This is a genomic window from Sphaerisporangium sp. NPDC051017 (genome assembly GCF_040683095.1).
Lineage (GTDB): Bacteria > Actinomycetota > Actinomycetes > Streptosporangiales > Streptosporangiaceae > Sphaerisporangium.
This window is the reverse complement of the sequence record NZ_JBFBCI010000032.1, coordinates 56,607-78,468: the sequence shown is the minus strand read 5'-3', so window position 1 is coordinate 78,468 and position 21,862 is coordinate 56,607. Positions and strand designations below refer to the sequence as shown.

21 protein-coding genes are annotated in these 21,862 nt (G+C 72.9%); 12 read left to right on the top strand and 9 right to left on the bottom strand.

Annotated features, from left to right (window positions below):
• The first annotated feature begins 16 nt into the window (after positions 1-16).
• From AB0M95_RS24230 to AB0M95_RS24220, 3 genes are read left to right on the top strand one after another with little or no spacing between them, the layout of a single operon-like run.
• Positions 17-1,381 carry an FAD-binding oxidoreductase gene (locus tag AB0M95_RS24230; protein ID WP_363768629.1) on the top strand — a complete coding sequence of 455 codons (1,365 nt, stop codon included), beginning with the start codon at positions 17-19 and terminating at the stop codon, positions 1,379-1,381.
• 28 nt (positions 1,382-1,409) lie between these two features.
• Positions 1,410-2,663 carry a heterodisulfide reductase-related iron-sulfur binding cluster gene (locus AB0M95_RS24225; protein WP_363768666.1) on the top strand — a complete coding sequence of 418 codons (1,254 nt, stop codon included), beginning with the start codon at positions 1,410-1,412 and terminating at the stop codon, positions 2,661-2,663.
• Positions 2,664-2,694: 31 nt separating this feature from the next.
• The gene (locus tag AB0M95_RS24220) at positions 2,695-3,435 is read left to right on the top strand and encodes an IclR family transcriptional regulator (protein ID WP_358517568.1); all 741 of its coding nucleotides are present in this window, start codon (positions 2,695-2,697) and stop codon (positions 3,433-3,435) included.
• A 143-nt stretch (positions 3,436-3,578) separates the two neighbouring features.
• Here AB0M95_RS24220 and AB0M95_RS24215 read toward each other — a convergent pair whose 3' ends face one another.
• Positions 3,579-4,136 (bottom strand): hypothetical protein, encoded by a 558-nt coding sequence (locus tag AB0M95_RS24215; RefSeq protein ID WP_363768625.1) that lies wholly within the window; start codon positions 4,134-4,136, stop codon positions 3,579-3,581.
• A 94-nt stretch (positions 4,137-4,230) separates the two neighbouring features.
• On the opposite strand from AB0M95_RS24215, the gene AB0M95_RS24210 reads away from it, so the two are divergent.
• The 3 genes from AB0M95_RS24210 to AB0M95_RS24200 all read left to right on the top strand — a co-directional run bounded on the left by AB0M95_RS24210 (position 4,231) and on the right by AB0M95_RS24200 (position 6,664).
• Positions 4,231-4,911, top strand: coding sequence for a response regulator transcription factor (locus AB0M95_RS24210; protein WP_363768622.1), 681 nt, complete (start codon positions 4,231-4,233; stop codon positions 4,909-4,911).
• Positions 4,908-6,182 (top strand): HAMP domain-containing sensor histidine kinase, encoded by a 1,275-nt coding sequence (locus AB0M95_RS24205; RefSeq protein ID WP_363768619.1) that lies wholly within the window; start codon positions 4,908-4,910, stop codon positions 6,180-6,182. The genes AB0M95_RS24210 and AB0M95_RS24205 overlap by 4 nt, the downstream gene beginning before the upstream one ends.
• 83 nt (positions 6,183-6,265) lie before the next feature.
• Complete coding sequence (locus AB0M95_RS24200; RefSeq protein WP_358517560.1) at positions 6,266-6,664, top strand: PepSY domain-containing protein; 399 nt, start codon at positions 6,266-6,268, stop codon at positions 6,662-6,664.
• A 165-nt stretch (positions 6,665-6,829) separates the two neighbouring features.
• Here the strand turns inward: AB0M95_RS24200 and AB0M95_RS24195 are convergent, their stop codons facing one another.
• From AB0M95_RS24195 to AB0M95_RS24165, 7 genes are all read right to left on the bottom strand, one after another.
• Complete coding sequence (locus AB0M95_RS24195) at positions 6,830-7,597, bottom strand: HNH endonuclease family protein (RefSeq protein WP_363768616.1); 768 nt, start codon at positions 7,595-7,597, stop codon at positions 6,830-6,832.
• 249 nt (positions 7,598-7,846) lie between these two features.
• Positions 7,847-10,135 carry a tetratricopeptide repeat protein gene (locus AB0M95_RS24190; RefSeq protein ID WP_363768613.1) on the bottom strand — a complete coding sequence of 763 codons (2,289 nt, stop codon included), beginning with the start codon at positions 10,133-10,135 and terminating at the stop codon, positions 7,847-7,849.
• A gap of 163 nt (positions 10,136-10,298) precedes the next feature.
• Positions 10,299-11,144 (bottom strand): diaminopimelate epimerase, encoded by an 846-nt coding sequence (gene dapF / locus AB0M95_RS24185; RefSeq protein WP_363768610.1) that lies wholly within the window; start codon positions 11,142-11,144, stop codon positions 10,299-10,301.
• Positions 11,145-11,155: 11 nt separating this feature from the next.
• Positions 11,156-12,061 carry a tRNA (adenosine(37)-N6)-dimethylallyltransferase MiaA gene (gene miaA, locus AB0M95_RS24180; protein WP_358517553.1) on the bottom strand — a complete coding sequence of 302 codons (906 nt, stop codon included), beginning with the start codon at positions 12,059-12,061 and terminating at the stop codon, positions 11,156-11,158.
• A complete protein-coding gene (locus AB0M95_RS24175) occupies positions 12,061-12,585 on the bottom strand; it encodes a methylated-DNA--[protein]-cysteine S-methyltransferase (protein WP_363768607.1) in 525 nt (174 codons plus the stop codon). Before AB0M95_RS24175 ends, miaA begins: the two co-directional genes overlap by 1 nt.
• Positions 12,586-12,684: 99 nt before the next feature.
• Positions 12,685-13,383, bottom strand: coding sequence for a class III extradiol dioxygenase subunit B-like domain-containing protein (locus AB0M95_RS24170; RefSeq protein WP_363768604.1), 699 nt, complete (start codon positions 13,381-13,383; stop codon positions 12,685-12,687).
• 39 nt (positions 13,384-13,422) lie between these two features.
• Complete coding sequence (locus AB0M95_RS24165) at positions 13,423-14,640, bottom strand: CAP domain-containing protein (protein ID WP_363768601.1); 1,218 nt, start codon at positions 14,638-14,640, stop codon at positions 13,423-13,425.
• A 163-nt stretch (positions 14,641-14,803) separates the two neighbouring features.
• Here AB0M95_RS24165 and AB0M95_RS24160 point away from each other — a divergent pair, with 163 nt between their 5' ends.
• Positions 14,804-15,496, top strand: coding sequence for a hypothetical protein (locus tag AB0M95_RS24160; protein WP_363768598.1), 693 nt, complete (start codon positions 14,804-14,806; stop codon positions 15,494-15,496).
• Positions 15,497-15,745: 249 nt separating this feature from the next.
• Here the strand turns inward: AB0M95_RS24160 and miaB are convergent, their stop codons facing one another.
• Positions 15,746-17,227: a tRNA (N6-isopentenyl adenosine(37)-C2)-methylthiotransferase MiaB gene (miaB, locus tag AB0M95_RS24155; RefSeq protein WP_363768595.1), complete on the bottom strand. Its 1,482-nt coding sequence runs from the start codon at positions 17,225-17,227 to the stop codon at positions 15,746-15,748.
• 145 nt (positions 17,228-17,372) lie between these two features.
• Here miaB and AB0M95_RS24150 point away from each other — a divergent pair, with 145 nt between their 5' ends.
• From AB0M95_RS24150 to AB0M95_RS24130, 5 genes are all read left to right on the top strand, one after another.
• Positions 17,373-18,128 carry an amino acid ABC transporter ATP-binding protein gene (locus AB0M95_RS24150; RefSeq protein WP_363768592.1) on the top strand — a complete coding sequence of 252 codons (756 nt, stop codon included), beginning with the start codon at positions 17,373-17,375 and terminating at the stop codon, positions 18,126-18,128.
• A gap of 185 nt (positions 18,129-18,313) precedes the next feature.
• Positions 18,314-19,171, top strand: coding sequence for a glutamate ABC transporter substrate-binding protein (locus tag AB0M95_RS24145; RefSeq protein WP_363768589.1), 858 nt, complete (start codon positions 18,314-18,316; stop codon positions 19,169-19,171).
• A gap of 61 nt (positions 19,172-19,232) precedes the next feature.
• Positions 19,233-19,916: an amino acid ABC transporter permease gene (locus tag AB0M95_RS24140; RefSeq protein WP_358517540.1), complete on the top strand. Its 684-nt coding sequence runs from the start codon at positions 19,233-19,235 to the stop codon at positions 19,914-19,916.
• A 28-nt stretch (positions 19,917-19,944) separates the two neighbouring features.
• The gene (locus AB0M95_RS24135) at positions 19,945-20,823 is read left to right on the top strand and encodes an amino acid ABC transporter permease (protein ID WP_363768586.1); all 879 of its coding nucleotides are present in this window, start codon (positions 19,945-19,947) and stop codon (positions 20,821-20,823) included.
• A 178-nt stretch (positions 20,824-21,001) separates the two neighbouring features.
• Positions 21,002-21,841 carry a transporter substrate-binding domain-containing protein gene (locus AB0M95_RS24130; RefSeq protein ID WP_363768583.1) on the top strand — a complete coding sequence of 280 codons (840 nt, stop codon included), beginning with the start codon at positions 21,002-21,004 and terminating at the stop codon, positions 21,839-21,841.
• Positions 21,842-21,862 lie beyond the last annotated feature (21 nt).

Genomic DNA, 21,862 nt, shown 5'->3' with positions numbered 1-21,862 from the left:
CTCAAAGGTGCGGATCATGACGCCCGGTGAGACCCTGGCCGCCACCGGCGTGGACGCCCGCGCGGCCGGTCCCGGGGACGCGGTCGCCGGGGTGACGCCCCGCTGGGTCACCCTGCCCGAGACCACCGGCGAGGCCGCCCTGGTCATGCGGGCGGCGGCCGAGCACGGGCTCGCCGTGGTCCCCGCGGGCGGCGGCACCAAGCTGTCCTGGGGGTACGCCCCCGCGCGCTGCGACCTGCTCCTGGACACCCGAAGGCTGAACCGCGTCCTGGAGCACGAGGCCGGCGACCTGGTCGTCCGCGTCCAGGCGGGCATCACGATCTCCGCGCTCGCCGCGGCGCTCGGCGAGGCCGGGCAGCAGCTCGCCTTGGACGTCCCGGCGGGCGAGGCCACCGTCGGCGGCGTGCTGGCCACGGCGACCGCGGGGCCGCGCCGCCTGCGCCACGGCACGGCGCGCGACCTGCTGATCGGTATCACCGTCGTGCTCGCCGACGGCACGATCGCCCGGTCGGGCGGCAAGGTGGTCAAGAACGTCGCCGGGTACGACCTCGGCAAGCTGTTCACGGGCTCTCTCGGCACGCTCGGGGTGATCACCGAGGCCACGTTCCGGCTCCACCCGCTGCCCGCGTCCCGCGCGTGGGTGACGGCCGCATCCCCGGACCCGCGCGTCCTCACGGCCGTGGCCGCGCTCGCGGGCTCGCAACTCGAACCGAGCGCGCTGGAGCTGGACCGGCCCGACGCGCGGGGCCCGGTGACCGTGGCCGCGCTGTTCGAGGGCGTCGCCGCCGCCGAACGGGCCAAGGCCGCCGCCGGGCTGCTCGGAGAGGGCTCGGCGATCTCCTCCGGCCCTCCGGCCTGGTGGGGACGGCTTCCCGGCGAGGAGCCCGCGGATCGCCAGGAGGAGGCCGCCTCCCTCGGCGACCGGTCCCCGGCTGAGCGGCCCATGGAGTCCTCCCCCGGGGACCGCGCCCTGGAGGAGCGCGTCGCGCGAAGCGGAGGGTTCCTGCTGGAACTGCGCGTCCCGCCCGCCTCCGCCGGGCGGGCGCTCGCCGCCGTCGCACGGGCGGGCGACGACGCGGGCGGCCTTCCCGTCCACGTCCGCGGGTCGGCCGCCTCCTGCGTCCTGTACCTGGCCCCGCCCCTGGACACCTCGCCCGGCGCGGCGGAGATCTTCGTCACGTCCCTGCGTACCGAGGTGGCCCGGGACGGCGGCAGACTGGTGGTGTGGACCGCGCCCCCGGAGGCGGCCGCCCGGCTCGACCGCTTCGGCCCCGTGGGAGCCGCCGCGCTGATGCGGCGCGTGAAGGAGCGTTTCGACCCCGAGGGGCGCATGTCACCCGGACGGCTCGCCGGCGCCCCGCCGGCGGGCTCGGGCATGTGAGGAGCGAACGTCCGTGGACCCCGAGCTGATCAAGGCCGAGTTGATCAAGGACTGCGTGCACTGCGGGTTCTGCCTGCCCACCTGCCCGACGTACGCGCTGTGGGGCGAGGAGATGGACTCCCCGCGCGGGCGGATCCACCTGATGAAACAGCACGTCGAGGGTACCCCGCTGACACCGGAGATGGCGGGGCACTTCGACGCGTGCCTGGGCTGCATGGCCTGCGTCACCGCGTGCCCGTCCGGCGTCCGGTACGACACGCTGATCGAGCAGACCCGGGCCGAGGTCGAGCGGACCCACCGCCGCGGCTGGGACGAGCGCGCCTTCCGCGCCCTCGTCTTCGGCCTGTTCCCCCACCCCCGGCGGCTGCGCGCGCTCCGCCTGCCGCTGAAGCTCACCGAACGGCTCCGGCCGCGCCTTGCCCCGCTGCTCGAACGCCTGGACCCGCGCCTGGCCGCCATGGCCGCCCTCGCGCCGCCGATCCCCCGCCGCACCCGGATCCCCCCGCTCGTCGCCGCGCGGGGCGAGCGGCGGGCCGTCGTCGGCATGCTGACCGGCTGCGTACAGGCCGAGTTCTTCCCCCGGGTCAACGCGGCGACCGCGCGCGTGCTGGCCCTGGAGGGCTGCGACGTGGTCGTCCCTCCCGGCCAGGGCTGCTGCGGGGCGCTGTCGGTGCACTCCGGGCGCCCCGAGGAGGCCTCGCGGTTCGCCCGGCGCACCATCGCGACGTTCGAGCGCGCGGGCGTGGACACCGTGATCGTCAACGCGGCGGGGTGCGGGTCGAGCACCAAGGAGTACGCCGACCTGCTCGCCGGCGACCCCGGCTGGGCGGATCGGGCGCGCGCGCTGCGGTTCGTGGACCTCGCCGAGTTCCTGGCCGAGCTGGGGCCCGCGGCCGAGCGGCATCCCCTGCCGATGACGGTCGCCTACCACGACGCCTGCCATCTCGCGCACGCCCAGGGGGTGCGCGCCCAGCCGCGCGCGCTGCTCGCGGGCGTGCCGGAGCTGCGGGTCAGGGAGATCCCGGACGCGGCGATCTGCTGCGGGTCCGCGGGGACGTACAACCTTTTCCAGCCCGAGGCGGCGCGCGAGCTGGGCGACCGAAAGGCGGAGCAGGTGCTCGGCGTCGGCGCCGACCTGCTCGTCTCGGCCAACCCCGGCTGTACGATGCAGATCGCCTCGGCCGCCCGCAGGCGGGGTGAGAAGCTCCGCGTGGCCCACACCGCCGAGGTCCTCGACGCCTCCCTCCGCGGCCTGCCCCCTGCCGCATTGGGAGCGCCATGAGCCCATGCCCCGCGCGACCGGAGGAAGCGTCATGAGCACCGTTCAGTCTGTCGACCGGGCTCTGGACGTGCTGGAGGCGCTGGCCGATCGAGGTGGGGAGGCGGGGCTGTCGGAGATCGCGGCGCGCACCGGCCTGCCGTACGGGACGATCCACCGGCTGCTCCAGGCGCTGCTGAGCCGCGGGTACGTCCGCCAGGAGTCCGACCGCCGCTACGCCCTGGGCAGCGCCCTGGTGCGCCTCGGAGGGGCGGCCGAGCGCATGGTGGCCGTGTGGGCGCAGCCGTACCTGGAGAAGATGGTGGCCCTGTCCGGCGAGACCGCGAACCTCGCCGTCATGGAGGGCGACTTCGTGGTCTACGTCGCCCAGGCGGCGTCCCCCCGGCGCCTGCGCATGTTCGCCGAGGTCGGCCGCCGAGTGCTGCCGCACAGCACGGCGGTCGGGAAGGTGATGCTGGCCGACCGCCCGGACGCGGCGGCCGTCCTCGCCCGCACGGGCCTGCCCCGCCGCACGGAGCACACGGTCACCACGGTCGAAGAGATGATGGCCGAGCTGGACGCGGTGCGCGAGCGCGGGTACGCCGTCGACCTCGGCGAGGAGGAACTGGGCGTGCACTGCCTGGCGGTGCCGGTCAGGGACGGCGGGCGGGTGATCGCCGGCATGTCCGTCTCGGGGCCGGTCGAGCGCATGGAGGCCCTCGACCGCGACCGGCTGGCCGAGGGCCTTCGCCGGATCGCCGACGAGTTCGGCGCCGAGCTGACCCCGCCCCGCTGACCCGAACAGTGCCTATTGCCGCGCCTCCGGCACGGCGGGTCCGGGGCGCCTTTTAGGCGGTGTTCTTCCGTCGTCACTCGGAAGGGCTCGTACCTCACCCTTCCTCCCTCCTCCTCCAGAACACCGCCGCGCCCCGAACAGGGTCAGTCCTCTTTGACTTCGGCGGCGGGGATGGGCCGGTCGCCGATGCAGTGGATCTCGATCTCGGTCCGCGCGCGCTCCGACTCGAACCGGACGCGCACCTTGTCGCGCGGCCCCGGCTCGGCTTCCTTCACCTGGTACCCGGGGGCGGGAGTCCAGGTGAGCAGGGTCACCAGGCCGCCCTCGCACCGCGCCACGACGACGCCTCCCCGCGCCGAGATCACCTCTCCCACGCCGTCGCTGTGCCCGGACGGCCGGGGCGAGGCCGTGCGCGCCGGCGGCGTGTCGCGAGGAGAGGGTTCGTCCTCGGGAGACTCCGTGTCGCCGGGCGTGCGCGACGGGCCCGCAGGTGAGGGCGCACCGTCCGCGGAGCCGCCGCCCACCCCGCTCGCGGAGGGAGCGGCGGCGAGCTCCCGGCGCACGTCGGCCGCGGTCAGCACGCGGCCCGAGGAGCCGGTCACCGCCTCCCCGAGGAACGCGGTGACGACCACACCGGCACCGGTTGCGATGAGCGCGACGACCAGCCACCCGGCCACCACGAGAAGCCGACGCCGATTCATGCGCTGAATCCTCCCTGGCCGTCCCCTAAGCTGGGGTTAAAGGGAAGATAACGGACTTCATACCGCACGCCCCGACCGGTTAGCGTAACCGCCCATGGCCAACGTCCTGATCGTCGAGGATGACGCGGCGATCCGCACCGCGCTCATCCGGGGACTGCGTGATCGAGGACACGCCGTCTCCTCCGCCCCGACCGCGCTGGAGGGCCTGCGCCAAGCCATGGCCGAGCGCCCGGACCTCATAGTGCTGGACCTCGGCCTGCCCGACCTGGACGGCACCGAGATGCTGCGGATGCTGCGGGCCGTCAGCCGCGTACCCGTGATCGTGGCGACCGCGCGGGACGGCGACGCCGAGATGGTCCGCCTGCTCGACGCCGGGGCCGACGACTACGTGGTCAAGCCCTACAGCGCCGCCCAGCTCGACGCCCGCGTCCGGGCGGTGCTGCGCCGCGCCGCCGAGAGCCCGGCCGACCCCTCGATCACCGTGGGCGGGCTGCGGCTGGACCCGCGCGGCCGGGAAGCGGTCCTCGACGGGACGGTCCTGGACCTCACGCCCCGCGAGTTCGACCTGCTGCACTACCTCGCCGCCCGCCCCGGCCAGGTCGTCACCAAGCGCGAACTGCTCACGGAGGTGTGGCAGGCGCGGTACGGGGGCGCGGACAAGACCGTGGACGTCCACCTGTCCTGGCTTCGCCGCAAGCTGGGCGAGACCGCCCAGACCCCTCGATACCTGCACACCGTCCGCGGGGTCGGGGTCAAGCTGGTCGATCCGTCATGAGGAGCTGGCTGGCGCTGCTCGTGGCCGCCACCACCTCGCTGGTGCTCGTCGCGCTGCTCGTCCCCATGGGCCTGCTGGTGCGCGCGCTGGCGCAGAGCGGCGCGGTGAACCGGGCGACTGCCGAGGCACAGTCGGTGGCGGCGTCGGTGGGGCCGGCCGACCGGGCCGCCCTCACGCTGGCCGTCAAGCGCACCTCGGCCTCCAGCGGCCACGCCGTCACCGTCTTCCTCCCGGACGGGACTCTCGTCGGCTCCCCCGCCCCGAGGTCCGCCGCCGTGGAACTCGCGGCGCGGGGGCGCAGCCTGGTGGCCGAGACCCCCTCGGGGCTGGAGGTGCTGGTCTCCGTGGAGGGCCTTCCCGGCGGGACGGCCGTCGTGCGCGCCTACCTCACCGAGGCGGACCTGCGCCAGGGCGTCCCGGAGGTCTGGCTGGGCATGCTCGTCCTCGGGCTCGCGCTCATCGGCCTCGGCATCCTGGTCGCCGACCGGCTGGCGCTCGCGCTGACCCGGCCCATGACCGGCCTTGCCCGCGTCTCCCACCGCCTCGCCGCCGGCGACCTGGCCGCGCGCACCACGCCCGGCGGCCCGCCCGAGGTGCGGGATGTCGGGCTGGCGCTCGACCACCTGGCCGGGCGCATCAGCGACCTGCTGGCCGAGGAACGCGAGACCGCCGCCGACATCTCCCACCGGCTCCGCACGCCCCTGACCGGCCTGAGGCTGGAGGCCGAGTCGCTGGCGGACCCCGAGGAGGCCGCGCGCCTCGGCGCCCGCGTGGACGCGCTGGAGCGCGCCGTGAGCTCGGTGATCCTCGACGTGCGGCGCCGCTCGCACGAGCAGGCGGCCTGCGACGCGGTGTCCGTCGTGGGCGACCGCGTGACGTTCTGGTCGGTCCTGGCGGAGGACCAGGACCGGCCCGTGACGCTGGACCTCCCGCCGGGTCCCCTGACCGTGGCGGTGGGCGCCGCCGAGCTGTCCGCCTGCGTGGACGCGCTGCTCGGCAACGTCTTCGCCCACACCCCCGACGGCGCGGGCTTCACCGTGCGTCTCAGCCCCGGCCCGGACGGCGTACGGCTGGAGGTCGCCGACACCGGGCCGGGCTTCGGGGCCGGACTCCTCGGGCGGGGACGCAGCGGCGCGGGATCGACCGGGCTGGGCCTGGACATCGCCCGGCGGACGGCGGAGGCGTCGGGCGGGTCGATGACGGCGGGCGACGGCCCGGACCGCGGCGCCATGGTCGTCCTGGTCCTCGGACGCCGATCCTCCCTCTCGTAGCCGGTTCTCCGCGTCCTGGATCTTAGGGCGCCGTTAACGTCGCCGCAGCGCGCGTTTAGCCCGGCCCCGGCGAGCCTTGGGCCATGACGAACACAACGAGCACCACACGAGGCAGGACCGTCAAGCTGCTCATCGCGGGCGCCGGAGCGCTGGCCGTCCTCGGGGCCGGGGCCACCGCCGCCGAGGCCGCGCCGCGCCCCGCGGTCCCGTCCGGCACGACGGCCGCGATCACCGCCACCCCGACGCCGACCACGGCGACCACCGCGATCAGCTCCCGCCAGGCGGTCGTGATCGCCACCAAGCGGGTCCCGGGCGCCCGGGTCACCAAGGTCGAGCATGAGTCGGAGCACGGGCAGCGCGTCTGGAAGGTGGTGTTGAAGAAGAACGGCACCGAGTACCGCGTCTACGTCTCCGCCAAGACCGGAAAGATCATCAAGGTCAGCACAAAGCACGGCGACAAGTCCCGAACCCGCCATGGCTAAGGCGCGGCCATAGGACTGTTCGAGGCACGGCGGTGTTCCGGAGTCCTCGGGCGCAAGGGTGAGGAACAATCCCTTGCGCCCGAGGGCGGAAGAACGCCGCCCAAAGGGGCGCCCCGAACCGCCGTACCGGAGGCGCGGCCATAGGCACAGCGCCCCGAATACCTCTCAGCGGCACTGGGCGAGCATGGCGTCCTTGTCGGCGCTGGTGATCGACAGTTCGTACTTCAACGCCACCTGGGCGAAACGCACGGCGTACGAGCAGCGGATCGTCTTGGACGGCGGGAGCCAGGTCGCCGGGCCGGAGTCCCCCTTGGCGGAGTTGGTGGGGCCGTCCACCGGCATGAGGTTGAGCGGGTCGTTGGCGATCTGCACCCGCTTGGCCTTGCTCCACTGGGACGCGCCCATCTGCCAGTCGTAGGAGAGTGGCATGACGTGGTCGATCTGCACCTCGGCCGCGGCGCTCTTGGACCACTTGATGACCTTGCCGGTGTAGGGGTCTTCGAGGGTCATCGAGATCAGGACGCAGTCGGAGCCCGAGCGGTACTTCAGGTCCTCGCCATCGCGGGCCAGCACGTCGTTGCGCGTGTCGCAGCCGTTGCGCGCGAGCGGGATCCCCTCGGCGGTGTCGGCCCAGGCGTACCCGAACTCGTCGCGGTCGTAGCCGGTCTTGGGCCCGCGTCCCTTGGTCGGCACCTTCTCGATCAGCTTGACGGCGGCCGAGCGGTCCTTGGACGAGGTGATCGCGCCCAGGCCGGGCTCGGTGCCATTGGGGTTGTCCAGCGGGTTGATGCCCGCGGAGGAGCCGCCGTCCCCGCCTCCGGACCCTCGCGAGCCTCCGCCGGCCGCTCCGCCCCCGCCGTCGCCGTCGCCGGGACCGCCCGCGTCGATCGGGCCGCACCCCGCCAGCAGGACGGCCGCGGCGACGCCGGCCACGATCGCGCGAGATCTACGCAGACCCACTGCCACCCCCAGGTAAAGAAAATGTAATACCTAGGTATAGCAACTACCCGCGAAAACCCCGATTACGGCAAGTCCTATCAATGCCCCCGCCCGGCTACGACCACCGGAAACCCCGCCTTAACCGGCGAATCCATGTTTTCCAGACATGTCAGGACATACGCGGGCGGCGCCCGGCCGTTTCCAGCCGGGCGCCGCCCGCGTCACACTCACCGCGTAAGGCCCCTACAGGCCGTACTCCTTGACGATGCGCTCGTGCCGCTCGACCTCGACGCCCACGGCGCGCGCCAGGTCCAGCCAGGCCATCGGGTGGCTCCAGCGCTCGGTCGCGTCGTCCAGCACGGCGTCCAGCTCGGACGGGCCGACCTGCGGCGGCACGGCGATCCAGCCGTACACGCCCGCCAGCCGCTCGCCGGTGGACGGGTGGGCGACGGTGTAGTTCTCGTCGCTGTAGACCCACATCGGCCAGCCGCGCTCGGCCATGACCTCGTTGAACTCGGTCCAGTCCTCCTCGGTCGGCGCGGCGCCGTCGAAGAACCAGCTCGTGTACCCGCCCGGCCGCAGCATCGACACGGCCGCGAACGGGATGACGAAGCCCTCCTGCGCCTCGGCGTCCTCGGGGACCGGCTCCAGCGGCCGGGGGTCGATGACGACGACGTCACCCGCGTTGTAGTCCATGCCACGGGGCTGCGGGATGAGCAGACGGGCGGTGGCCGGCCCGGTGCGCAGGGCCAGCACCTCGCGGCGACTGCCGTCGGAGACCGGCAGGACGACCCGGACGAGGTGCCATTCCTCCTCGATCGGCCCCTCGGCGGTGGCCAGCTGCATGCCGAGCTTGGCGGCGCCCACGCGGACCAGCGGCCAGTCCTCGGCGGCGGTCGCCATGACGATCATGCGCCAGACGTCTTCCTCCTCGCCGGCGTCCGACTCGACCAGCTCGCGCAGCACGGCCGCGCCCTTGGCGTTGTCGCCGAGCTGCTGGGCCGCGCCCGCGAGCATGCGGCGGGCCTCCAGCGCGATCGCGCCCTCGGCGCCCGCCTGGAGGGACTTCTCGGCCTCCTCGGCCGTCTCGGCCCACCGCTCGCGGGCGCGGTGCAGCCGGGCCAGCGCGAGGTGGGAGCCGGCGGGGGGCAGCAGGGCGGCGACGCGCTCCAGCCGCTCGTCCTGGCCCGCCTCGACCAGCACGCCGGTGAGGTAGGCGATGTCCTCCTCCTCGGCGGTGGCGGGGTCGCCGTCCTCGACGATCGTCTTCCACAGGATGTCGGCGCCGACCGGCGCGTACCCGAGGAAGCTGAGCGTGGTGGTGTGGCGGCGCGTCGCCGGCAGGTCGGTGCCCGACAGCGGCCACAGCCAGCCCACCCAGCGCTCGGGGTCGGCGTTGTGGCCGTCGGCGGCGTCGAAGTAGGCGACCAGCTCGTCCTGCGGGCCGGGCGGGGGCAGCGGCGTGACCGCGTCGGCGGCGGCGCGCAGCTCGGCCACGCGCTCGGCGAGCCCCTCGGCTGCGCGCAGCGAGCCGATCCACGACTCGGCGAGGTCGGCGAGGGCGCGGGCCTGCCAGGCGCCCTGCCGCTTGACGGCGAGGTCGCCGGAGATCAGCGCCAGCTCGACGCGCCCGCGGTGGACGCCCATGGTCTCGAAGTAGGTCATCCACTGGCGCATGACCCGGCCGAGCTGCCAGGTGTTGCTGATCACCTGGTCGAGCAGGCGGACGGCGCGCGCCCACTCGACCCAGTCGCGCGGGTGGTCGCCGACGACGTCGAGGTCGGGGAGGGCGTCCAGCGCCTCCTTCGAGCGGCCCACGGTGGCGAGCACGAGCGCGCGCAGGACGCCCTCGCGGTGGTCCTTGGCGACAGGATCCTCGGCGGGGAACTCCGTGGCGGAGTCGAGCTCGGTGAGCGCCTCCTGCGCCCGGCTCGCGGCGAGCAGGGCGCGCACGCCCATGGCGGCGAGCTCCCAGCTCACCTGGCCCCCGGCTCCCCGGTGCCCGGCGACGGCGGACTCGTAGTAGGTGACCGCCTGCGCGGCCTCCCCGCCGTCGAGCAGCGCCGAGACGTACTGCGTGACGAGGCCGCAGAACGCGGGCGTCCCGGGACGCACCCCCTCAAGGACGGCGCCGAGCGCGGCGAGGCGCTCGGCGGCGTACCCGGGGCCGTCGGTGTTGGCCTGCGTGACGGCCAGGACCTCGGCGGCGGCGGGGACGGAAGGGCACTCCTTCACGTCCTCGCGCGCGGCGAACTCGACCAGCGCCTCCGCGTCGCCGAGCGCGACGGCGCCCTGGGCGCGGTCGCCGATGCGGCCGACCAGGTGCCAGTGCCGGGCGAACAGCTCCAGCCAGGGCAGTTCCAGCGTCTCGGCCTGCTGGGCCACCGCCGGAGCCATTACGTCGAGCTGGGGGTACCGGCCCTCGAAGGCCTGAGCGGGGAGGTCGCCCAGGGCGATGGCGAGCCCGGTGTTGCCTGCTTCGTGCAGTTGCCGTTGGGTGTCAGCGACCCAGGCCCAGATGTCCACGTCCATGGCAGGCCAGTCTGCCAGTTCACCGAGCCTGCCCCAAACATGCGGGCGTGTGCGGTGGGGATGGACGGCCGCCGACGGCCGGTAGGGGCTGGATCAACCGGAATGACGGAAGAGGCCGCTACGCGTGGTGCGCAGTGACATGGGCGGCGACCACTTCCGGCCGCTACGCGTGGTGCGCGGTGACCTCGCCGGAGGCGACGAGGACCGCCGGACCGGTCAGCAGGCTGGTGGTCCCGTCGAGCGTGACGGTGAGCAGCCCGCCGGGCACCTCGACGACCCACCGCCCCCGCGTCTCACCCGCGAGCCGCGCCGCGGCCACCGCCGCCGCGACCGACCCCGTGCCGCACGAGCGCGTCTCGCCCGAGCCGCGCTCGTGGACGCGCATCACCACCCGCCGCTCCCCCACCGAGTTGAGCAGCTCGATGTTGACCCCGGCCGGGAACACGGCGGGGTCGAAACCGGGCTGCGCGGTCAGGTCCAGCTGCCCGACCGGGTCGCCGGTCACGCAGGCCAGGTGGGGGTTTCCCATGTCCACGACCAGGCCGGTGTACTCGGTGCCGCCCACGGTGGCCCAGCTCTCGCCCCCGACCACGGGCGTTCCCATGTCCACGGTGACGTCGCCGGCGGAGCCCAGGCTGACGTGCCGCACCCCGGCGCGGGTCACGACGTCGAACTCGCCCGGCTCGGCGAGCCCCGCGTCGACGAGGTAGCGGGCGAAGACCCGCAGGCCGTTGCCGCACATCTCGGCGACGCTGCCGTCGGCGTTGCGGTAGTCCATGAACCACTGGGCGTCCCCGGAGCGCGGCGCCCGCTCGGACTCGCGGTCGAGGATCTCGCCGGCCTCGGCGCTCAGCTTGGCGGGCACCACGCGCAGGACTCCGTCCGCGCCGATGCCGGCGCGCCGGTCACACAGCCAGGACACCAGCGACGCGGAGAGCTCCAGGCTCGCGTCGGGGTCGGGAAGGATGACGAAGTCGTTCTCGGTGCCGTGGCCCTTTACGAAGCGCATGTCTCCGAAGTCTACGCCGCGATCAGCACCGCCGCCCGTTCGAGCAGGTCAGGGGCGTCGAACGGCAGCCATCTGACGCGGGGGTCGCGCCGGAACCACGACTCCTGGCGGCGGGCGAACCGGCGCGTGGCCCGGACCGTCTCCTGCTTGGCCTGGTCCTCCGTCCACTCCCCGGCGAGGTGCCGCAGGACCTGCGCGTACCCGAGCGCCCTGCTCGCGGTGCGCCCGCCGGCGAGCCCGTGCGCGGCGAGGGCCCGCACCTCCTCGACGAACCCCGCCTCCCACATGCGGTCGACGCGCAGCGCGATGCGCTCGTCCAGGACGGGCCTCGGCACGAGCAGGCCGATCTGCACGCTGTCGTAGACGGCGTCGTAGGACGGCATCGTCGCCGAGAACGGCCGTCCGGACAGCTCGATGACCTCCAGGGCCCGCACGATGCGGCGGCCGTTGCTGGAGAGCACCGCCTCGGCGGCCACCGGGTCGAGCTCCTTCAGGCGCTGGTGCAGGACCTCGGGACCGGCCTCGTCCAGCTCGACCTCCAGCCGGGCCCTGATCGCGGGATCGGTGCCGGGGAAGTCGAGGTCGTCCAGGGCGGCCCGGACGTACAGTCCCGAGCCGCCGACCAGGATCGGCGCCCTTCCTGCCGCGCGCAGGCGGTCGATCAGCGGGCGGACCATGCGCTGGTACTCGGCGACGCTCGCCGTCTCGCCCATGTCCCAGACGTCGAGCAGGTGGTGGGGGACGCCGCGGCGCTCGGCGGGCGTGAGCTTGGCCGTCCCGATGTCCATGCCCCGGTAGAGCTGCATGGAGTCGGCGTTGATCGCCTCGCCGCCGAGACGCAGCGCGAGATCGACCGCGAGATCCGACTTTCCGGCCGCCGTGGGCCCGACGACGGCGACGACGGGCGGGCGTTCCACTACAGCTCCCAGTCGAGGGTGGGCGGGAGGTGGCCCTCCAGGGTGAGCAGCCAGCGCTTGGTCTCGATGCCGGTGCCGCTGAACCCGCCGATGCCGTTGCCCGCGACGACGCGGTGGCACGGGACGATGATCGGGATGGGGTTGGTGCCCATGACCTGCCCGATCGCCCGCGCGTCCACCCCGGCACGGCTGACCGCCCCGAGGTCGCCGTAGGTGATGACCTTGCCGTACGGGACGTTCGCGTACAAAGTGCCGAGCACGCGGCGTTGCAGCGGGGACGTCAGCCGCCAGTCGATCGGGACGGTGAACTCCTTCAGCTCGCCCGCGAAGTAGGCGGCCAGCTCCTCCCGGACCAGCACGGTGCGGGCCGGGTCGTCGACCGGCGTGGCGTCCAGGTTCTCCAGCACCCAGCCGCGCGCCCGCACGCCGTCCCGGAACGCGGCCGACACGACGCCCGCCCGCGTCACGGCGGCCATGACGGTGCCGACGCGGGTCGGCACGGCGGCGAAGGCGACGTCTACCATCCGATCATTTCCATCCGCGTGTGCGCCTGGACGGGCGGACCTGCCCGTCTTTCTCACCGTAACGGTGGCCGGGCGTCCCGGAGTCCCGATCTTCGAGGATCACCGCGAAAGCCAGCGCGCGACGAGATAGCCGACGCCGTAGGGCGCCTCATCGTAGAGCAGCTCCCCGGCCAGGCCCGGCACGGCGTCGTCGCCCGCCGCCCCGGCGAGGACCTGGAACGCGGCCCGGCCCGCCACCCACAGCTCGTCCGCCTCGCCGGGGTCGAGCGCGGCCAGCGCCCGGACGTCCACGCCGGCGAGGGCCCGCGCGAGGGCCTCGTCGTAGGCCGCCGCGTCCGGGTGGAGGTATCCGGGGGACTTCACGGTGAGCCTCGCCGAGCCGTCCCCCATGACCAGCAGCGCGACGCGCTCGCCGCGCCCCGCCAGCGTCTCGCCGAGGCGCGCGCACGCCTCGGGCGGGGCGTCGGAGGCCACGGCCTCGTGGGACGCGGGGAGCCCGGCGCCCGCGAGGCCGAGCAGCCACCGCCCGAGCGTGAGGGACAGCGGCAGCACCGGCGTCCCGTCCCCCACCCGCACATCCGCGCCCCAGGGGGCGAGGCTTCCCGCCGCGTCCGGCCCGTAGGACCGGGTGGCGCCGGCGCCGCCGACCGTGATCAGCGCGTCCGGACGGGCGGCGGCGAGCGAGCGGACGGCGGAGACGCACGCCTCGCGCAGACCGTCCAGCTCGGGCGCGGCCTCGCCCGCGACCTCGGGGACGATCAGCGGCGGGTGCGGGCATACGGCAGCGGCGACAAGCACGCGATCAGGCTAGCCCTCCGCGCCACCTCAAGGTGCCGATCAGGTGCCGCCGAAGTCCTGGGTCCACCACGGGCCGCCGCTGCCGAAGTGCACGCCGACGCCGATGGCCTTCAGCTTGCAGTTCATGATGTTGGCGCGGTGGCCGGGGCTGTTCAGCCAGGCCTTGACGACTGCCGCGGGCGTCTGCTGGCCCTTGGCGATGTTCTCGGCGTACATCGACGAGGTGTAACCGGCCGCCTTGATGCGGTCCCAGGGCGTGCGCCCGTCCTTCGAGTTGTGGTCGAAGTAGCCCTTGGCCGCCATGTCGTCGGAGTGACCGCGGGCCGCCCGGCGCAGCTTCTCGTCGATGCGCAGGGGGCCGCAGCCGTTGTCCTTACGCGCGGCGTTGGTCAGGCGCGCGACCTCGTCCTCGGCGGCCACGACGTTCGAGGGGCCCTGGGCGTTCGAGGTCGGGCTGGGCGCCGACTTGGTGGGGCTCTTGGTCGGGCTCTTGGTGGGCGACGCGGTCGGCTTCTGGGTCGGCTTCGGGGTCGGCTTCGGCGTCGGCCGGAGGCGCTGGCGGCTCGTGGGCGTGGCGGACGGCTTCACGGAGGGCTTGGCCGTCGGCGTGGCGCTCCGGTCGAGGTCGCGGAAGAAGTCGTCGCCGGCACCGGCGTAGGCGCCCGGCCGCTCCGGATAGGGGGCGACATATCCGACGGGTCCGTCCGGGCCGGGGCGCGTGCCCTGGCCACCCTGGGGCGCCTGCGCGTCATTCGTGCCGGAGTTCTTCTTGGTCTTCGCGCTCTGGCCGCCCGAGGGCGGGGCCGTCTTGGCCACCGGGTCGGCGTGCTCGGCGCGCGAGCCGTCCCCGGACCGGTTGATGTCGAGGGCTCCGCCCTTACCGCTGCCCGACCCCTCCGAGCCGGACGATCCCCCGGACGCGGAGCCTGCGGAGGTGTCCTCCTGAGACGCGTCGTTCTGGCCCGCGTCGTTCGAGCCCGCGGCGGTCGCGTCGCCGGCGTCGGCGGTCCCGTCCTGCCCGTAGGTCTGCAGCGAGGACTTCTGGGAGACCGGCTCGGCGGCCGAGGAGCCGCCCGTGAGCGCGACCACCCCACCCGCGGCGACGGCGGCGGCGACCACGGCCACGGCCGCGCTGATCGCTATGGTGCGCCGGCCCTGACGGGGACCGGGGGAATCGTCGGTGGAGAGGTATTCGGTCGGTAGTACAGGGCTGGACTCGTCGTAACGGCCCGGCGACGTACGGTCGTGCCGATCCATGTGGTGACTCCTGCGGCCTATCGGGGAGAAAGCGCTCCGGCTTCCGCGGGTGGTCGTTCACACTAGCCACATAGGACCAGCTAGCGCACCTCAATCACGGAAGAATCACGACTTGTCATCTCTTGGACCGATCTCATGTCGAACACCGGGCGCCTTCACAGGAGTGACCGCGATCTTCGCCCTCGCGGGGCTGACGATGAGCTGCGGAACCGTTCCAGCGGGGACGGGTGCGCCCTACCCGCCGGAGTTTCCGGCGCCGCGTCCGCCAGGCGCGGACACCGCGCCGATCACCCGCTCGGGCGCCGAGTCCGTCGCGGGAGCAGGGTCGCCGTTCGAATACCAGGGTCCGGAAATTTCCGGATATGAAACAAGGGGCGAGCCGCCGGAGCGAGGCTGGACGGCGCTCGTCCCCGTCCAGCGCGCCCCCGGACAGGACGGCGAGGACGGCGGGGCCGCCGGGAAGAAGGGGAAGGCCTCCGCGGCGGGGGGCGAGGCCCGCGGGCCGTACCGGAACGCGCCCCGGGCCGGAGCGCTCAGGAACCGCGCGTTACCCCAGGTGCCCCGCACCCTGGAGCCGCCGTACGGGCGGGTGCCCGCGCCGCCGGGCGAACAGGTGCCCGCGCCGCGCGACAGGCGGGTCCACGAGCCCAGGCACTCGGCGACGCCGTCCCCTCGTCGTACGGCCTCCCCGCCGCAGAACGGGCACGAGCCGCCCAGGAACCCCTGGGGGACGACTACGCGGACGCCCCCGCGCGTCCAGGACCGGCCTCCCTACCCCATGGGAGACCCGTGCGCGAAGTTCACCGACTTCCGCCGGTACTACTGCGACCGCCTGATGGGCAGCCGTGGCGACTGACCATGTTCGGGGCGCGGCGGTGTTCTGGAGGAGGGAGGAAGGGGTGAGGAACGAACTCCTTCCGGGTGACGACGGAAGAACGCCGCCTGAAGGAGCGCCCCGAATCGCCGTGCCGGAGGCACGGCGATAGGCACACAAGCGGACCCGAAGCCGGAACCCGGACCGGCTTCACCACCCGCTTCCCGGACCGGACCCGAACCGGCCCGTCGCACGAACCGGCTTCACGAGCGGCGTCAGGCGCGTCCAGGCTCAGGAGCGGCGCAGCGCGGGCATGCCCAGCGACACCGCGCCCGGCTTGCCGGAGGAGCCCCCGCCCGTGCCGCAGGCGGCGCTCTCGCGCGCCTCCCACGCGTCGCCCGCGCGGGTGCGGCGCAGCGCCAGGGCGGGACCGTCGGCCACGAGGTGGTGCGGCGCGGCGTAGGTGACCTGGACGGTCACCATGTCCCCCGGCCGGGGTACCGCCCCATCGGCGGGGACGAAGTGGACCAGGCGGTTGTCGGGGGCACGTCCGGACATACGCCGGGTGGCGTCGTCCTTGCGTCCCTCACCCTCGGCCACCAGGACCTCCAGCGTGCGGCCGACCTGCGCCTTGTTCTCCGACCAGGAGATGTCCTCCTGAAGGGCCACGAGCCGCTCGTAGCGCTCCTGGACGACCTCCTTGGGCACCTGGCCGTCCATCGTGGCCGCGGGCGTGCCGGGACGGATCGAGTACTGGAAGGTGAACGCGTTGGCGAAGCCGGAGCGGCGGACGACCTCCAGCGTGCCCTGGAAGTCCTCCTCGGTCTCGCCGGGGAAGCCGACGATGATGTCGGTGGAGATGGCGGCGTCGGGCATGGCGGCGCGCACCCGCTCGATGATGCCGAGGTAGCGCTCGGCGCGGTAGGAGCGGCGCATGGCCTTCAGCACGCGGTCGGAGCCCGACTGGAGCGGCATGTGGAGCTGGTGCATGACGTTCGGCGTCTCGGCCATGGCGGCGATGACGTCGTCGGTGAAGGCCGCCGGGTGGGGCGAGGTGAACCGCACGCGCTCCAGGCCCTCGATGTCGCCGCAGGCGCGCAGGAGCTTGCCGAACGCCAGGCGGTCGCCGAACTCCACGCCGTAGGTGTTGACGTTCTGCCCGAGGAGCGTGACCTCCAGGACGCCGAGGTCGACCAGCGAGCGGACCTCGCCGAGGATGTCGCCGGGGCGGCGGTCCTTCTCTTTGCCGCGCAGGGCCGGGACGATGCAGAACGTGCAGGTGTTGTTGCACCCGACCGAGATCGACACCCACGCGGCGTACGGCGACTCGCGCTTGGTCGGCAGCGTGCTGGGGAAGACCTCCAGCGACTCCTTGATCTCGACCTGCGCCTCGTCGGCGACGCGCGCGCGCTCCAGCAGCATCGGCAGCGAGCCGATGTTGTGCGTGCCGAAGACCACGTCGACCCATGGGGCCCTGCGGACGATCTCGCCCTGGTCCTTCTGCGCCAGGCAGCCACCCACGGCGATCTGCATGCCGGGATTGCGTACCTTGGCCGGGCGCAGGTGCCCCAGGTTGCCGTACAACCTGTTGTCTGCGTTCTCGCGCACCGCGCAGGTGTTGAAGACGACCACGTCGGCCGTCTCGCCGTCGTCCGCCCGGACGTAACCCGCGTCCTCCAGCAGCCCGGACAGGCGCTCGGAGTCGTGGACGTTCATCTGGCACCCGTACGTGCGGACCTCGTAGGTGCGGGCGCGCTCCTCGGTGACACTCATCTCAACAGACAAGGGTAGGCGCATCGGGACGTCCGCCGCACTCTCACCGACCTGTCCCGAATTTCTTCCCGCCGTGACCAGGCCGTGATGCGATCGGTACCGCTCGGTTAGTGACTGGCGGCCTTGACCACTTACGTTGTCCAGCATGACGGAGAACGGGGACGCGACTCCTCTCGTCAGAGTCGAGAACGTCAACAAGAACTTCGGTTCCCTGCACGTGCTCAGGGACATCAACCTGACGGTCGACCGGGGTGAGGTCGTCGTGGTGATCGGCCCGTCGGGAGGAGGCAAGTCGACGCTCTGCCGCGCCATGAACCGGCTCGAGACCATCGACTCCGGCGTGATCACCTTCGACGGCAGGCCGTTGCCCGCGGAGGGCAAGGCGCTGGCCCGCCTGCGGTCCGACGTCGGCATGGTGTTCCAGAGTTTCAACCTGTTCGCCCACAAGACGATCCTGGAGAACGTCACGCTGGGGCCGATCAAGGTCAGGGGCGTCGGCCGCGAGCAGGCCGAGAAGCGCGGCATGGAACTGCTCGAACGCGTCGGCATCGCCGCGCAGGCGCAGAAGTACCCGGCTCAGCTCTCCGGAGGCCAGCAGCAGCGCACGGCCATCGCGCGCGCCCTCGCCATGGACCCGAAGATGATCCTCTTCGACGAGCCGACCTCGGCGCTGGACCCGGAGATGGTGCAGGAAGTGCTCGACGTCATGATCGGCCTGGCCCGGGACGGGATGACGATGGTCGTCGTGACCCACGAGATGGGCTTCGCCCGCAGGGCCGCCAACCGCGTGGTGTTCATGGCCGAGGGCCAGATCGTCGAAGAGAACACCCCCGACGAGTTCTTCACCAACCCCCGCACGGACAGGGCCAAGGACTTCCTGTCCAAGATCCTCACCCACTGATGCTTCCCGCACACCGAGCCCCCAGCGTTCCCAGGTTCCCCAGGCTTCGCAGGCCGCCCGGCACGTCGCCCTCGCGACGCCGCGTCGGCGTCCATACCATCGCCGCGATCCCGGCGCCTCCGCCGCATCGTGGCGAGCACCGACCGCACGTCAGGCAGGACCACCAAGAAAGCTGAGGTACACGCATGCGTTCACGACAGATCGGGGCCATCCTCCTGTCTGCCGCGGCACTGGCCGGCAGCCTCGCCGCCTGCGGCGGCAGCGGACCCACGTCGGCGCTCGAGAAGGCCAAGAACGACAAGAAGCTGACCATCGGTGTCAAGTACGACCAGCCCGGTCTCGGCCTGAAGAAGCCCGACGGCACGGTGGAGGGCTTCGACGTCGACGTGGCGAAGTACCTCGCCAAGGAACTGGGCGTTCCGGAGTCCGGCATCACCTGGAAGGAGGCGCGCTCGGCCAACCGCGAGACGTTCCTCCAGCAGGGCCAGGTCGACATGATCGTCGCCACGTACTCCATCACCGAGGCCCGCAAGCCGAAGGTCACCTTCGGCGGCCCGTTCTACATCGCCCACCAGGACACGCTGGTGCGCTCGGACGACACCTCGATCACCTCGCTGGACTCCCTCAAGGGCAAGCGCATCTGCCAGGTCACCGGCTCCAACTCCTGGAAGAACATCGCCGAGGGCACCAACAAGGAGAACAAGAAGGTCGAGGTCCAGCTCGTCCCGGCCGGCGCCTACGAGGAGTGCGTCACCAAGCTCAAGGGCAACGCCATCGACGCCGTGACCACCGACGACATGATCCTCGCCGGGTTCGCCAAGCGCGAAGGCTCCTCGCTGAAGGTCACCGGCGCCCCGTTCACCGACGAGAAGTACGGCGTCGGCCTCAAGAAGGGGGACAAGGAGACCTGCGAGGCGGTCAACAAGGCCATCGTGAAGATGTACCAGGACGGGACGATCAAGAACCTGTTCGACAAGCACTTCGGCGGAACCGGTCTGCAGTTCACGGCCACCGGCGCGCCACCCGCCGAGGGTTGCAGCTGACCCCCGTTCCCGGCGCCGGTGAGGCTTCCTCACCGGCGCTCCCCGTCTCCGGTGGAGCACGATGGAATCACTTCTCGACTTCAGTCCGCTCGCGCAAGAGTTCGGCACGATCCTCACCGGCTTCTGGGCGACGATCCGCCTGACCGTGATGAGCGCCCTGCTGGCGCTGATCCTCGGGACGGTTCTGGTCGCGATGCGGGTATCCCCCACGCCCGTCCTGCGGGCCGCGGGGACGGTCTACGTCAACATTCTGCGCAACACCCCGCTCACGCTCGTGCTGCTGCTGTGCGCGCTCGGGCTGAGCGACACCCTGCAGTACACCCTGTCCGGCGACTCGTCGACGAACTACTACTGGTGGGCCGTCCTCGGCCTGTCGGCGTACACCGCATCGTTCGTGTGCGAGGCGCTGCGGTCCGGCATCAACACCGTGCCGACCGGGCAGGCCGAGGCCGCGCGCGCCATCGGGCTCACGTTCACGCAGTCGCTGCGGCTCGTCGTGCTCCCGCAGGCGTTCCGCTCGGTCATCGCCCCGCTGGGCAGCATCCTGATCGCGCTCATCAAGAACACGACGATCGTGATCGTGGCCGGCTACATCGAGGCGTCCTCGGTCATGAAACAGATGATCGACGACTACGGCGGCACGCTGCCGATCTTCCTCGGATTCGCGGCCGGGTACATGGTCCTGACGCTGCCCACCGGCTTCTTCTTCGGCTGGTTGGCCAAGCGCATGGCGGTGAGCCGATGACCGCCCCCGCAACACGGAAGGGGGACGCGTGAGCACTACGAGCGTCCTGTTCGACGCGCCGGGTCCCCGGGCACGGCTGCGCAACAACATCCTGACCCTGATGTCGGCCGTCGTCCTGCTCGCGATCGCGTACGTGGTGATCAAGGGGCTGGCCGACAAGGGGCAGTTCGAGGGCAGGCTGTGGGAGCCGTTCCTGCAGGCCCAGGTCTGGACGGGCCAGATCATCCCCGGCATCGTCGCCACGCTGGAGGCCGCGCTCCTGTCGGCCGCGCTCGCGCTGGTCTTCGGCGTCCTCTTCGGGCTGGGCAGGCTCTCCGACCACGCCTGGATCCGCGTGCCCGCGGCCGCGGTCGTCGAGTTCTTCCGCGCGATCCCCCTGCTGCTGCTGATCTTCTTCGCCCAGGCGGGCCCCGCGACGATCAGCGGCTACACCGTCAGCGTCCCGGCCTTCGCCGCCGTGGTGATCGGCCTGACGCTGTACAACGGGTCGGTGCTGGCCGAGGTGTTCCGCGCGGGCGTCCTGTCGGTGCCGCGCGGGCAGTCGGAGGCCGGGTACTCCCTGGGCCTGCGCAAGAGCGGCGTCATGCGGCTCATCCTGCTGCCGCAGGCCACGACGGCGATGATGCCCGCGATCGTGAGCCAGATGGTCGTCCTGCTCAAGGACACCGCGCTCGGGTGGGTCATCGCCTACGAGGAACTGCTGAACTACGGGCTCAAGCAGATCCCGTCCAACTTCGGCAACCTCATCCCGAGCGCGATCGTCATCTCGCTTGTCTACATCGCGATCAACCTCGCCCTGAGCTACGTCGCCAACCGGCTCGAACGGCGGGGCCGGCGCAACTCGAAGACGACCGCGACCGTGGTCGGCGCGCCGACCGCCGTGGGCATGGGCGGCGGCACCGTGTAGCCCGTTCACGTGCCTTCGCGCGGCGCCGCGTACCCCTTGGACGGCGGCGCCGCGCGGCCCTCGGCAACTCCGCCGCATGCACCTCGGGAACTGCGCCCGTGGGCCTCGGGAACGGCGCCGCGTAAAGCTTCCGCCTTATCGCGGGCGGGTGCGCGGCCGGGCGGCTCTAATACTGCGAATGAGCAGGACGCGGCCCCTCCCGCCACCGGCCACCCGCCGCCGGCCCGGCGCCGGGCCGTCAGGAGCGCTGCCGGCGGGGCTCGTGGCGGCGCTCATCGCGGCGCCGGCCCTCCTCGCGGGCTGCGGAGGCGGCCACGGCACGCTCGTGATCGGCGTGCACCCCGGACGTCCCGGGCTTGCCGATCTGTCGCCCTCCGGCGGCTACGCGGGCTTCGAGATCGAGGTCGCTGGCTACGTCGCGCGGCGGCTCGGCTACCGGGACGACCAGGTGCGCTACGTGACCGTCCCGGCCTCCCCGCCCGCCGACCTCAGCATGGGAGAACCCCTGCCCGCGGACGGCCCCGGCCCGGCGTCCGTCGCGGGGCCCTATCTGGTCTCCGGCGAGGACATCCTCGCGGGCGCGGGCGACATGTCCGTCCGCCGCCTGCGTGACCTCACCCAGAAGCGGGTCTGCACGGCCTCCCCCAGCCCCCTGGTGGCCCGGTTCGGCTCGGCCTGGCAGCGCGCCTTCCTGACCGTCTCGACGCTGGAGGAGTGCGCCCGGCGGCTCGCCTCCGGGCGGGTGCACGCGGTCACCGGCGAGGCGGCGGTCCTCGCCGGGTTCGCCGCCCGCTCGCCGGAGGCCGTCCGGCTGGTCGGGCACACCTTCGCGCGGCAGGCGTACGGCATCGCGGTCGCTCGGGACGACCTTCGCGCGGGCGTGGACGACGCCCTGCGCGCGATGTTCGACGACGGCGCCTGGCGGCGCGCGGTGATCCGCCATCTCGGCGCGCTCGCCGGGAAATATCCCTCCCCGCCCGCTTTGCGCACCCACCCGGGAACACGAGCGGCTCCGTAGCGACCACACCGCGTCTCGTTT